9 protein-coding genes are annotated in these 13143 nt (G+C 57.8%); all 9 read left to right on the top strand.

Annotated elements, in window-relative coordinates:
* Window positions 1–2: 2 nt before the first annotated feature.
* The 9 genes from AAAX31_RS02070 (at window position 3) to AAAX31_RS02030 (ending at window position 13069) form a co-directional block, all read left to right on the top strand.
* Entirely contained in the window at window positions 3–1427 is a 1425-nt protein-coding gene (locus tag AAAX31_RS02070) for an ATP-binding protein (protein ID WP_349076032.1), read from the top strand.
* 178 nt (window positions 1428–1605) lie between these two features.
* Window positions 1606–2262 (top strand): Wzz/FepE/Etk N-terminal domain-containing protein, encoded by a 657-nt coding sequence (locus tag AAAX31_RS02065; RefSeq protein WP_055250503.1) that lies wholly within the window; start codon window positions 1606–1608, stop codon window positions 2260–2262.
* Window positions 2263–2264: 2 nt separating this feature from the next.
* Window positions 2265–3002, top strand: a complete 738-nt coding sequence (locus tag AAAX31_RS02060) for a CpsD/CapB family tyrosine-protein kinase (RefSeq protein WP_117736214.1) — start codon at window positions 2265–2267, stop codon at window positions 3000–3002.
* 17 nt (window positions 3003–3019) lie between these two features.
* A complete protein-coding gene (locus tag AAAX31_RS02055; protein WP_055250497.1) occupies window positions 3020–3670 on the top strand; it encodes a CpsB/CapC family capsule biosynthesis tyrosine phosphatase in 651 nt (216 codons plus the stop codon).
* A gap of 39 nt (window positions 3671–3709) precedes the next feature.
* Window positions 3710–4210: a GNAT family N-acetyltransferase gene (locus tag AAAX31_RS02050; protein ID WP_117637372.1), complete on the top strand. Its 501-nt coding sequence runs from the start codon at window positions 3710–3712 to the stop codon at window positions 4208–4210.
* A gap of 202 nt (window positions 4211–4412) precedes the next feature.
* Window positions 4413–6437 carry a molecular chaperone HtpG gene (gene htpG, locus AAAX31_RS02045; RefSeq protein WP_349076031.1) on the top strand — a complete coding sequence of 675 codons (2025 nt, stop codon included), beginning with the start codon at window positions 4413–4415 and terminating at the stop codon, window positions 6435–6437.
* A gap of 483 nt (window positions 6438–6920) precedes the next feature.
* A complete protein-coding gene (locus tag AAAX31_RS02040; protein ID WP_349076030.1) occupies window positions 6921–9695 on the top strand; it encodes a YhgE/Pip domain-containing protein in 2775 nt (924 codons plus the stop codon).
* Window positions 9696–11885 (top strand): YhgE/Pip domain-containing protein, encoded by a 2190-nt coding sequence (locus AAAX31_RS02035; protein ID WP_349076029.1) that lies wholly within the window; start codon window positions 9696–9698, stop codon window positions 11883–11885.
* A 200-nt stretch (window positions 11886–12085) separates the two neighbouring features.
* Window positions 12086–13069, top strand: a complete 984-nt coding sequence (locus AAAX31_RS02030; protein ID WP_349076028.1) for a DMT family transporter — start codon at window positions 12086–12088, stop codon at window positions 13067–13069.
* The last annotated feature ends 74 nt before the right edge of the window (window positions 13070–13143 follow it).

The following is a 13143-nucleotide window of genomic DNA, read 5'->3' as shown; positions in this document are numbered from 1 at the left end:
CCGTGGTCTTCGCCCCCCAGGGAAAACATACGCTGTCGCACCGCGTTTTTGTGACGATCTTTGTCTGCGCCATGGCGGTTATCGTGGCGTTTACGGTGCTGGGTGCGTTCTTTGTGCAAAACACTTTGGCGGATGCCACGAGTGCCAATCTGGCGCAGGAAACCGAGCTCATTGCTGCCGCCCTCGACGAGCAGCAGGAGCCCATTCCGTTCTTGCGGAGCCTCGATCGCGAGGATCTTCGTATCACGCTGATCAATAAGGACGGATCTGTTGCCTACGACAACGAGGCGTCGCCTTCCACACTGCCCAACCATGGCGATCGCCCCGAGGTCATTGAGGCCTTTGAGAGTGGTTCGGGTTCCGCGGAGCGCGCAAGCTCTACACTCGACGAGATTATGCTGTATCGCGCCGTCACCCTTGATAACGGCCAGGTCGTTCGCTTGGCGCAGGCCCAGCCTGGCGTTGCGGCGATTTTGCTGTCGATGCTGGCGCCGATGCTGCTTATCGCAGCAGCGGGTGCGGTACTCTCGTTTTTTATGGCGCGCCGTGAGTCCCGTGCCATCATCGCGCCGTTGCAAGAGGTGGATTTGGATCACCCACGCCGTAGCTATGAGCACGCCTATGCCGAGATGGTCCCCATGCTTGAGCGTATCGAGTCGCAGCGCCAGGAACTCAAGCGCCAAATGGCGGTGCTAGCGGACAACGACCGTATGCGCCGCGAGTTCACGGCGAATATCACCCATGAGCTCAAGACGCCGCTTACGGCGATTTCGGGCTATGCCGAGCTCATCGCAAATGGCATGGTCGAGGGCGAGGACGACCTGCGCAACTTTGGCGGTCGCATCTATCGTGAGGCGGGCCGCTTGGCAGCGCTTGTCAACGACATCCTTACGCTGTCTAACTTGGACGAGGCCGAACGTGCAACTGAAGGCGAGGCAGTGCCCATTGGGTCTACGGAGCCTATCGAGCTCTCTCGCGCCATTTTGACGGTGGAACAGCGTCTTGAGCAGGTTGCCCGGCAGTCGAATGTGACCATTGGGCACGAGACGAAGCCCGTGGTGATCGAAGGCGTGTCGCGCCTGATCGACGAGCTGATCTATAACCTTGCAAGCAACGCCATTCGCTACAACCAACCTGGCGGTACGGTCACGCTGCGCTGCGGAACCAACGATGAGGGCCGTCCGTACCTGTCTGTTGCTGACACGGGTATCGGTATTGCGCCCGAAGAGCAGGGTAAAGTGTTCGAGCGTTTTTACCGTGTGGACAAGAGTCGTTCTAAGGCGCGTGGCGGAACCGGCCTGGGCTTGGCGATTGTTAAGCATGCCGCTCTGTACCATCATGCCGCGATTGACCTGTCGAGTGAACCGGGCGTGGGGACTACCATTACGGTGACGTTTCCCGTGCAGCAAGAGGGACCGTTCGCGTAGCTGTGTGGCAAAAACCGAGGATTAGACGATACGCCCGCGTCTCCGCTGCCGCGTAGGTTGTTGCGCAACTTACGCGCGGACGCTGTATCTTATGTATAGAGTTCGGACATGGCAGAAAGATGCGATATCATATGAGCAGTTTTGTCGATACGAACTAGGGAAATGAAAGGCAAGCTGCATGACCCTTCTCGAACTGTTCCAGCTGCTGAAGAAGCACCTCAAGCTGGTCATCACCCTTCCGGTGGTCTGCGCGATCGCCATGGGCATCGTGTCCTTCGTTGCGATGGACAACACCTATACCGCGACGACGAGCATGTACATTCTCGCCAAGACCGACGATAGCGGTCAGATGAGCTACAACGATCTCTCGGCGAGCCAGATGCTTTCCAACGATATCGCCACGCTGCTGGATAGCGATAGCGTTAAGAGCGGCGCCGCCAAAGAACTGGGCCTCACCGATCTGGATGACTACAAGGTGTCTGTTTCCTCCGAGACCACCACGCGTGTCATTACGCTTTCGGTTACCGGCACCGATGCCAAGGAGACGGCTGAGGTCGCAAAGGCCATTGCCAGCTCGGTGAGTACGGTCGCTCAGAACGTCGGCGCTGCCCAGAGCATCAACGTTATCGACGAGGCTAAGACCCCCGAAGCCCCCAGCGGCCCCAAGCGCACGCTGTATATTGCCGTCGCGTTCCTCGCCGGTATCTTTATCGCAGTTGCCTATGTCGTTTTGGCAGACATGCTCAATACCCGCATCCGCGGTGCCGAAGAGGCAGAAGAGCTCCTGGGTATTCCCGTTGTTGGCCGAATTCCGGCTATGAAAGGTGGTAAATAGGCATGGCTAAGGCAAAGAACACCGATAAGCTCGTTGTGCAGAATGCCGCCAAGACCCTTCTGGCCAACATCCGCTTTGCGAGCGTGGACGACCCCATTCGCACCATCACCGTTACCTCCTCGATTCCCAACGAGGGCAAGTCTACGGTTTCCATTAATCTTGCTCAGGCAATCGCCACGAGCGGCAAGAGTGTCCTGCTGGTCGAGGCTGATATGCGTCGCAGGTCCCTTGCCGATATGCTCGGCGTCCGCTCCCGCGGCGGACTCTATGCAGTCCTGTCCGAGCAGGTTTCTATCGACCAGGCGATTGTCGAGACAGGTCAGAAGAATTTCTACTTCCTCGATGCCGAGCCGCATATTCCCAATCCTGCCGACATCATCGTCTCTCATCGCTTTGCCAAGCTGGTCAAGGCACTGTCTGCCAAGTTCCAGTACGTCATCTTCGATGCTCCTCCGGTCGGCACCTTCATCGATGCTGCCGAGATTGCCAGCCTGACCGACGGCGCGCTGTTCGTGGTGCGCGAGGACTTTACCAAGCGCGAAGAGGCGCTCAACGCTATCGCCCAGCTTAAGAAGTCCGAGAAGGTCAAGCTCATCGGTACCGTCATGAATTACTGTGAGACCGAGACTAGCGAGTACTACTATTCTTACTACACCAAGGACGGTAAGAAGGTTAAGAAGGGCTCCGACGATCAGGGCACTTCCAAAAAGGGCATCTTCACCAACCGAGCAAACGTTTAGTTGATTAAGGCTGACCTATGCGTGACATTCATTGCCATATCTTGCCGGGTGTAGACGACGGCGCCGCCGATCTCGAAGAGAGCTTGGCGATGCTCGAGGCTGCCAAGCGGGCCGGTGTAACCAGAATCGTTTGCACTCCTCACTGCCGTGATCCCTATTTTGATTACGACAAGATGTGGGATGCCTTTGAGCTGCTGCGCGATAACGCTGACGGTTTTCCGCTCCAGATGGGCTTCGAGGTCAACCATCGAAAGCTCGTTGAGCTTGGTATCGATGCCGCGGATCACTTGCATTTCGATGGGACCAACGAGTTTCTGCTCGAGCTTTCGACGCATGCCGATGCGTATGCGTTTAGAGAGTACGAGAACACGATTTACGATTTGCAGTGCCGTGGCTACCAGGTGATCATCGCTCATCCTGAGCGCTATCGTGCGGTTCAAAAGGATGTAAGCGTGGCGGAGCGCCTGGTCGATATGGGCTGCAAGCTGCAGGCTTCGGCGGACTTTATTGCCGGCGGTCGCTTTGGTCGCGAGAAAAAGCCGGCACAGCGCCTGTTCGATCAGAACCTGTACAGCTTCATCGCGAGCGATGCCCATAACGTGGGTCATTACGACTGCCTGGCGAAGGCTCGCGCGAAGTTTAGCGTGCGCGGAGCTCATTTTCGCTAAAATCTGTCCCTAACGTTCGCATTGAATGAAAGGGCAGCCATGGATATCCAACTTAAGACGGGATGCTTTGATGACGCGGCGTTGGTGCGCCGCGTCGTTTTTATGGACGAGCAGGGCTACGAGAACGAGTTTGACGCTATCGACGAGGATCCGAACTGCATTCATGTGACGCTCTATGTAGACGGCGAGCTTGCCGGTTGCTCGCGCGTGTTTCCCGAAGAGCTTGAGCGCGCGGCTGACGCAGAGGCTCCGGTGTCGCCGGCGTGCGACTTGGACGAAGGTGTCGCGGCGGGGGAGACCTACATTATGGGGCGCGTGGCTGTGCTGCCGAGCATGCGCCGTCGCGGTCTGGCGAGCAAGATTGTCGAGGCCAGTGATACGTGCGCGCGTGATGCCGGTGCCAAGCTCATTAAGCTGCACGCGCAGGAATACGTGCTGCCACTCTATGCCAAGGCGGGTTACACGCAGATTGCCCCGGTGGACTACGAAGACGAGGGCCAGCCCCATGCTTGGATGGCCAAGCGCGTAGATGGCAGATAGGGACGTTCATTTCCTGCCGGCAGTCGGGGACACTCCTTGGCAATTGGCGTATCAGAGCGTTTGGACATACAGTTTTTCGATTCCGTATGTATATATGCGCGCTAATGGGTTATAAAATCTAAGTCTGGACATAGCAGGTCTGCGATGCGGCTCGGGCAACCGGGCCGTTTTTGCGGACGGGGGTAGCGCGAAAGGACTGCACATGCGTCAATTTAAGACCGAGAGCAAAAAACTGCTCGACCTCATGATCAACTCCATCTACACCAATAAGGAAATCTTCCTGCGCGAGCTTATCTCTAATGCGAGTGACGCCGTCGACAAGCTCAACTTTAAGAGCCTGCAGGACCCGAGTGTCAAGCTCGACCAGGGCGACCTGGCTATTCGCGTCTCTTTTGATAAAGACGCCCGCACCATTACCATCTCGGATAACGGCATTGGCATGACCGCCGAGGAGCTCGAGCGCAATCTGGGCACCATCGCCCATTCCGGCTCCGAGGAGTTTAAGACCGAGAACGCCGAGCAACAGGGCTCCGATGTCGACATCATCGGCCAGTTTGGCGTGGGCTTCTACTCCGCCTTTATGGTCGCCAGCCACGTGAAGGTCGTCAGCCGCGCTTATGGCGAGGACACCGCCCACGTTTGGGAGTCCGACGGTCTTGAGGGCTACACCATCGAGGATGGCGAGCGTGCTGAGCACGGTACCGATGTCATCCTGACGCTGCGCGAGAACGAGAAGCTCGACGCCGACGGCGAGGCCGAGACCTACGATCGCTTCCTGACCGAGTGGGGCCTCAAGAGCCTGATTCAGCAGTACAGCAACTATGTGCGCTACCCGATTCAGATGATGGTGAGCAAGAGCCGCCAGAAACCCAAGCCCGAGGACGCCGGCGACGACTACAAGCCCGAGTACGAGGACTACCAGGAGCTCGAGACCATCAACTCCATGACGCCGATTTGGAAAAAGCGCAGCTCCGACGTTGAGCAGAAGGATTACAACGAGTTCTACAAGTCCACGTTCCACGACTTTGACGATCCCGCGCGCACTATCAGCTTCCATGCCGAGGGTACGCTTGAGTACGATGCGCTGCTGTTTGTGCCGGGCCGCGCCCCGTTCGATCTGTACAGCAAGGACTACGAGAAGGGCCTGGCGCTCTACAGCTCCAACGTGCTGATTATGGAGAAGTGCGACGACCTGCTGCCCGACTACTACAACTTTGTCCGCGGCGTCGTGGATTCTGCCGACGTGTCGCTCAACATCTCGCGTGAGACGCTGCAGCAGAACCGTCAGCTCAAGGCCATCGCCAAGCGCGTGGAGAAGAAGATTACCGCCGATCTTGAGGATATGCGCGACAACGACCGCGAGGCCTACGAGAAGTTCTTTGAGAACTTTGGCCGCGGTCTTAAGTACGGCATCTACTCGAGCTATGGCATGAAGGCCGATGAGCTCGCCGACCTGCTACTGTTCTGGTCTGCCAAGGAGCAGAAGATGATTACCCTGGCCGAGTATGCCAAGGGCATGCCCGGGGATCAGAAGGCCATCTACTACGCCGCCGGCGACTCGCGTGAGCGCTTGGCCAAGATGCCCGTGGTAAAGGGCGTGCTCGAGCGCGGCTATGACGTGCTGCTGCTGACGCAGGATGTGGATGAGTTCACGTTCCAGGCTATGCGTGAATACGTTGCCGCCGATATGCCCAAGGTCTACGAGGACGATGCTGCCCGCGAGGCTGCCGAAAAGGCCGTGGCCGACGGTGCCGAGCCCGAGGTCGAGGATCGTCATCTGGAGCTCAAGAACGTTGCGACCGGTGATCTTGACCTGGCGACCGAGGACGAGAAGAAGGAGGCCGAGGACGCCACCAAGGAAAACGAGGACCTCTTTAGCGCTATGAAGGAGGCGCTCGGTGACAAGGTCGAGAAAGTTGCCGTCTCCGCGCGCCTGACCGATGCCCCCGCTTGCATCACCACCGAGGGTCCGCTTTCGCTCGAGATGGAGAAGGTGCTCCAGAAGGGACCCGAGGGCGCGCCCGACGGCATGCCCAAGAGCCAGCGCGTGCTCGAGCTCAACGCCAAGCACCCGGTCTTTGACAAGCTTGTCGCTGCCCAGAAGGTAGGTGACGCCGACAAGATCAAGCAGTACTCCGGCCTGCTCTACGATCAGGCCCTGCTGGTCGAGGGTATCCTCCCCGAGGACCCCGTTGCCTTCGCGGCGGCTGTTTGCAACTTGATGTAGTTAAGTAGTTACGCCTTTGGGTCCGCCGTTCTAACGAACCTATTGGTTCCGTCGTTCTAACGAACGACGGACCGGTCGACGCTGCAAACGCCCCTAAGCGGCAATCTGACGTTCAATCGTCGGTCGCGTACCAAAGTACGCTTCCCTCCTCTTTCACGTCACCTTGCTCGCTCAGGGGCGTTTTCGCTGACTTATGCTCAACCTGCGACGCTTTCGTGGCCCTAAGTAGTCATCGGGGACGTTCTTGTTTGACTAGTCGTTTAAGAACGTTCCCAATGACTATTCGGATTGCTAATTTGTGCGGGCTGTGGTTTTGTGACCTGCTGAAATAAAAGATACTGTACAACTGTACACTAACTCATCTTCGTAGTATATTGCTACCCGCAAAACTCAGCACCATTGTGCCGCGAGGCACTAAAGCGCCTACGTACAATGGTTGTCGATAGTACGATTCGATTCAACGACAGGATGGATGGTCCAAGCGTGAGTCTCGGCAGCAAACTATCCAACGCAAAGGTCTCCTTTGCGATATTCAAGCGCGACATTAAGCGACTGCTTGTGAACCCCGTCGCCTTGGTGGTTACCCTGGGCGTGTGCGTTATCCCCTCGCTGTATGCCTGGTACAACATCGTGGCAAACTGGGATCCGTACGGAAACACCCAAGGTATCAAGATTGCCATCGCCAACAACGATCAGGGCACTCAGAATGACTTGGTGGGCGAGCTCAACGCGGGCGACCAGGTCGTCGATCAGCTCAAGGAGAACGATCAGCTGGGCTGGACCTTCGTCGATTCGGCCGCCGATGCCAAAGAGGGCGTCGAGAGTGGTGAGTACTATGCGGCCATCGTAATCCCCAAGAACTTCTCCGACAATCTTGTTTCGATGCTCGATGGCAATTACCATCAGCCGAAGCTCACCTATTACGTCAACGAGAAGAAGAGCGCTATTGCGCCCAAGGTCACCGACACTGGTGCCAATACCATCGAGGAGCAGATCAACTCGGAGTTTGTCTCCACGGTGGGCGAGACCGTCGCGGGCATTGCCAAAGATGCTGGCATCGACCTTAAAGACAAGGCGACCCAGACCCGGGATTCGCTGGCGGGCTCGGTGTCCGAGGCGTCTGATACCCTGGGCGAAGTACGCGATTCCATCGGCGACATGAACACCGCCATCGACAAGACGAGCAGCTCGATTGCTTCGGCCGATGCTGCGCTGGCGGGCCTGCAGGGGCAGGCGCCCTCTCTAACGCAGGCGATCTCCCAGGGCAACGACCTGCTGGGCGAGGCTCGCGCCACGGCGGGCAACTCTATCACCTCGCTCTCCAAGGCACTCTCGGAAGGTAGCCTTGCACTCACCAAGACGTCAGCCTCCGCGAACGCTGCGATTGGCAAGCTAACGGGTACGGTCACATCTACGACCACCCGCATCGACAACTCGCTCGAGTCTCTCCAGGCGACGATCGATCACAATAAGGCCGTTATCGGGCACTTGGAGATTCTCGTTAATGACACGTCGACAGGTTCCGAGGAAATTGACGCGCGCATTGTATCGACCATCGATTCGCTTCGCGAGCAAAACCAGAAGCTGCAGAGCATCAAGGATGGCCTTTCTGCACAGTCGAGCGCCATGGCAAACGACGCTACGGCAATCTCGAACGCGAGCAACGCACTCAACGCGGCAATTCAGACCGGTACGGCTAACCTCGGTCAGGCTCAGACCGATCTGGGTCAGAACGCACTTCCGAAGGCTTCGAGCGCGCTTGACTCCTTTGCCGCCGTTTCGGGCGATTTGACCGGCATTGTGTCGGGTATGACCCCCACGATAGCGAGCGCGCGCGGCACGCTGGCGCAGCTCGACGCCACGCTCAAGCAGGCAAAGACCACGCTGTCCCAAACCGACGCCTCCCTTGCCAAGGTTCAGGACAAGCTCGCGACCGCCGCCAATGACATTGCGGCGCTGCAGACCTCTGAGTCTATGGGCGAGTTAGCCGACCTCATGGACGTCGACGTCAATGACGTGGCAGATTTCATGGCATCTCCGGTTGAGCTGACGTCCAAGTCAATCTATCCGGTCAAGAGCTTTGGCTCGGGCATCGCGCCCTTCTACACCAATCTGGCGCTGTGGGTGGGCGGCTATGTGCTCATCGCTATCTATAAACTCGAGGTCGACCGCGAGGGCATCGGTAGCTTTACGGCGCGTCAGGGCTTCTTTGGCCGCTGGCTGCTGCTGGTGATCCTGGGTGCGTTGCAGGCCATCATCGTTACGGTGGGAGATCTGGTCATTGGCGTTCAGTGCGTCAATCCGCTGCTCTTTGTACTGGGCGGCATCGCTATTTCGTTCACCTACGTCAACATCATCTATGCGCTGTCCACCACGTTTAAGCATATCGGTAAAGCCATTGGCGTCATCCTCGTCATTGTGCAGATCCCCGGCTCGTCGGGCATGTATCCCATCGAGATGATGCCCGGCTTCTTCCAATGGCTGCATCCGCTGCTGCCCTTCACCTATGGCATCAACCTGCTGCGCGAGACCGTCGGTGGCATGTATTCGTTCAACTACCTGTTCAACCTGTGCATCCTGGGCGTGTTCCTTGCCATCGCACTCTTTATTGGCTTGCAGCTGCGTCCGCTGCTGCTCAACCTCAACCTGCTCTTTGACAAGCAGCTTTCCACGACGGGCCTCATGATCTGCGAGTCCAACGACCTGCCGCGCCAGCGCTATTCGCTGCGCACGGCCATGCGCGTCATGCTCGATTCGGATTCGTACCGTCGCGAGCTGCTCGATCATGCCGTGGCGTTTGAGCATCGCTACCCGTACTACATCAAGGGCGGTTTTGCCGCCGTGGTAGGCGTGCAGGTTCTGCTCTTTGTGCTTTCGACGGTGCTCGATATCGACAATAACGGCAAGATCATCCTGCTCGTTATCTGGATCATTTCGGTTATCGCCATCTGCGGCTGGCTCATCAACATCGAATACATCCGTGCGAGCCTCAATACCCAGATGCGTATCTCGGCGCTTTCGGACGAGGACCTTCGCCGCGAGATGCGCGAGCACACGGCTGCCATCCCTGCCGCCCGTCGCATGTTTGGTCTCAACGCCAGCGAGCGTGGCGCCAAGGGAGGCGAACAGCCTACGAGCCGTCTGTCGCATATCGGTGCGCATCGTAAGGCTCAAGATGCCGACGGCGCTGACAACGTAAACGGAAACGACGGGGACACCACCCCGCTTGGCAAGCACTCTAAAGGAGGTGAGGCATAAATGAAGAACATCCTGCACCTGTTTAAGCGTGATGTCCAAAACGTGTCTCGCTCCGTGATCGGCATGGTCGTCGTGATGGGCCTCATTATCGTGCCGTGCCTGTACGCGTGGTTTAACATCGCCGGCAGCTGGGATCCGTACGGCAATACCGGCAACCTTAAGATTGCAGTGGTCAACACCGATGAGGGCTACGAGAGCGACCTGATTCCCGTCGAGATCAACGTGGGCGAAAACGTGACGGCGACCCTGCGCGGTAACGAGAACTTTGACTGGGTTGTCCTCAACGACCGCGATAAGGCGATTGAGGGCGTTAAGTCGGGCGCATACTATGCCGCCGTCGTTATCCCCAAGACGTTTAGCGCCGACATGATGACGCTTTTCTCGACCGAGGTGAAGCACGCCGATATCGAGTTCTACGAGAACCAGAAGGCCAACGCCATCGCACAGATCGTGACTGAAAAGGGCTCGAGCGCCGTCCAGAGTCAGGTCAACGAGACCTTTACCAAGACCATCACGACCATCGGCCTTAAGACCGTGTCCAGCCTGCTCGACTATATGAGTACCGACCAGGTGAGCAGCTTTATCGCCAATCTTTCCTCTACGCTGGGCGATTCGGTCGAGGACCTGCAGGACGTTCAGGCGAGCGCGACGTCGCTCGCGGGCATATTGAGCTCTACGTCCGATTCACTGATATCGGCGGGCGGCATGCTCAAGCAGACGGGCACCGTTGATGAGTCGACGAAGCAGCTCATGGAACATGCCAAAAGCGGCATCGATGATTCCAAAGAAGCGCTTAAGGCGGCAAACGATGCCATCGATGCCGCGATCGATGGAAGCGCGGGTTCGTTCGACAATGTGTCCGCCGAGCTTGCGAAGGCATTCGATGCCGCGAATCAGCATGTTGACCTTACGGTGTCTCAGCTCAACGAAGCCGCAGCGGCGCTCAATACGCGTGCTGACGATATCGATGCGATGGCCGATCGGCTCCGCAGCCTTGCCGACCAGGTGAGTGATGACAAGCTCAAAGACGGTCTCAAGTCCGCTGCTACGTCGCTGGGCAGAATCGCCGTTGAGTACCGCAACAATGCGAAGGACCTGACGGCGACCGCAAAGTCCCTTTCGGACGGCATGGCGGAGGTCAACAACTCGCGTGCCGAGGTTGACCAGGCAATCGCCGATGCCAAGGCGGGTATCTCGGGAGCCAAGTCCGACTACGATTCCACGTTCTCGGTTAAGGCCAAGGAGCTCAAGAAGACCATTTCGGGCGTTTTGGATTCCCTGAACGGGATCTCGGGCGACTTGGATAGCGCCGTAGCAGGACTGACCGATGCGTCCGGCTCGCTGGCGAAGGGTCTGTCCAAAGCCGCAAAGCTCGTCAACAAGGCTTCTGACCAGCTGGGTGAGGCGTCGGACAAGATCAGTGCCTTTAAGGACGAGCTTGATAGCGCTCTGATGTCGGGTGACCTGGCCATGATTAAGACAATGATTGGCAACGACCCCGAGGGCCTCGCCGTGTCGCTTTCTGGCCCCGTTGCGCTCGACCGCAAACCGGTCTATCCGATCCGCAACTACGGTTCGGCCATGGCACCGTTCTACACGATTCTGTCGCTTTGGGTCGGCTCAATCGTACTGGCGGCCATGATGAAGGTCTCGGTTGACGATGAGCTTATCAACGAGCTCATCCCCGTACGCCTGCACGAGATCTATCTGGGTCGTTACCTGTTCTTTGGCGGTTTGGCCCTGCTGCAGGCAACGCTCGTGTGCGCGGGCGACATTCTGTTCTTTGGCATTCAGTGCGACAACCCGCTGCAGTTTGTGCTGGCGGGCTGGGTCGCGAGTCTCGTGTTCTCCAATATCGTCTACACGCTTACGGTTTCGTTTGGCGATATCGGCAAGGCGCTCGCTGTCGTGCTGTTGGTCATGCAGGTCGGCGGTTCGGGCGGCACGTTCCCCATCGAGATGACCGGCCCCGTGTTCCAGGCAATCTATCCGTTCCTGCCGTTCACTCATGGCATCAACGCCATGCATGCCGCCATGGCCGGCGCCTACCATATGGAGTATTGGATTGAGCTGGGTATCTTGGCGAGCTACCTGATTCCGTCGCTGGCCCTGGGCGTCGTCTTCCGCCGCCCGGTCATCAAAGCCAACGACTGGATCATCGAAAAGCTGGAGTCGACCAAATTGATTTAGCGCGACAACGTGGCGTTGACGGAACATCGAGGCCTTCCGGCTCGACGCTTTAGTTGAGTGAATTGCATGAGCTGCTTGGTTGTTGTTACAGTAGCGGGGCGTGCCGGGGGTCCGGCGCGTCCCGTTTTTATTTGACCATGAGGCGGCATGCGGTCACGCGCGTGCGGACACCACGCCCAGATTGAGCGCGAGGATGCCCTATGCCCCAGCATGCCACTGACAATATCGAAATGATGCCCGACAGCCCTGTGGCTCGCGAGGACCTGGGTGCGGGCGGCACCTCCCGTGGTGCCGGTGCTCGTTCGCCGTTGTTCTGGAAAGTTCTACTGCTTTCGGTGGCGATTATCTGGGGTTACTCCTTTACCACTATGAAGGACGCGCTCGACACCATTCCGGTGTTTGAACTGCTCTACGTGCGCTTTCTGCCTGCGGCGTTGGTCATGTTTGTCATCTTCCACAAGCGCATCATCGCGCACCTCAACGCCCGCAATCTTATCGTCGGACTTGGAATGGGCACACTTATGTGGGCCGCCTACGTCCTGCAGACGGTCGGTCTGGCGCAAACCACGGCGGGCAAGAACGCGTTTTTGACGGGTACGTACTGCATCCTCGTGCCCTTTGCGAGCTATTTTCTGAGCGGCGAAAAACTCACCCGCTATAACCTGGGCGCGGCACTGCTGTGCTTGGCGGGCATTGGCCTGGTGGCGCTCGATAGCGTCGAGTTCAATATCGGCGATGCCATTACGCTGGGCGGCGCGGTCTTCTTCGCCATCCAGATGGCGGTGACCGCCAAGTACGGTCGCAAAATGGACATCAACGTCATCACGTTTTGGATGTTTGTGGGCAATGGCATCCTAAGCCTGGTCTCGTCGCTGCTATTCGAAACCCAGGCGCCTCTGTCCGTGTGGACGCCGAGCTTTATCAGTGCGATGGCGTTTCTCTCGGTGGGCTGCACATGCGTGGCTCTGCTCATCCAAAACGTCGGCCTGGCGCATGTCCCGGCTTCGACGGGCTCGCTGCTCCTTTCGATGGAGTCGCCTTCGGGCGTGTTGTTTTCGGTGCTGCTGATGGGGGAGGCGCTCACCTCGCGTCTGCTCGCCGGCTTTGTGCTTATCTTCCTGTCGATTATCTTGAGCGAGACTCACTTCGATTTTTTGCGTCGAAAGCCGCGCCCGCAATTGTAAACAACTTGTTGCGCCGCCCTCCTGGGGCGGCATTTTTTATGCCTCGCCCTTAAAGTTGTACCTTACACTTTACG

It is taken from the genome of Collinsella sp. CLA-ER-H5 (genome assembly GCF_040092375.1).
Classification (GTDB): Bacteria; Actinomycetota; Coriobacteriia; order Coriobacteriales; family Coriobacteriaceae; genus Collinsella.
The sequence above is the reverse complement of the archived record's forward strand: the minus strand, read 5'-3'. Positions and strand labels throughout refer to the sequence as shown.

Coding starts and splice junctions, on each gene's coding strand:
- AAAX31_RS02050 (WP_117637372.1), top strand. CDS start 3,710: ATGGATATCCAACTTAAGACGGGATGCTTTGATGACGCGGCGTTGGTG.
- htpG (WP_349076031.1), top strand. CDS start 4,413: ATGCGTCAATTTAAGACCGAGAGCAAAAAACTGCTCGACCTCATGATC.
- AAAX31_RS02035 (WP_349076029.1), top strand. CDS start 9,696: ATGAAGAACATCCTGCACCTGTTTAAGCGTGATGTCCAAAACGTGTCT.
- AAAX31_RS02065 (WP_055250503.1), top strand. CDS start 1,606: ATGACCCTTCTCGAACTGTTCCAGCTGCTGAAGAAGCACCTCAAGCTG.
- AAAX31_RS02055 (WP_055250497.1), top strand. CDS start 3,020: ATGCGTGACATTCATTGCCATATCTTGCCGGGTGTAGACGACGGCGCC.
- AAAX31_RS02060 (WP_117736214.1), top strand. CDS start 2,265: ATGGCTAAGGCAAAGAACACCGATAAGCTCGTTGTGCAGAATGCCGCC.
- AAAX31_RS02030 (WP_349076028.1), top strand. CDS start 12,086: ATGCCCCAGCATGCCACTGACAATATCGAAATGATGCCCGACAGCCCT.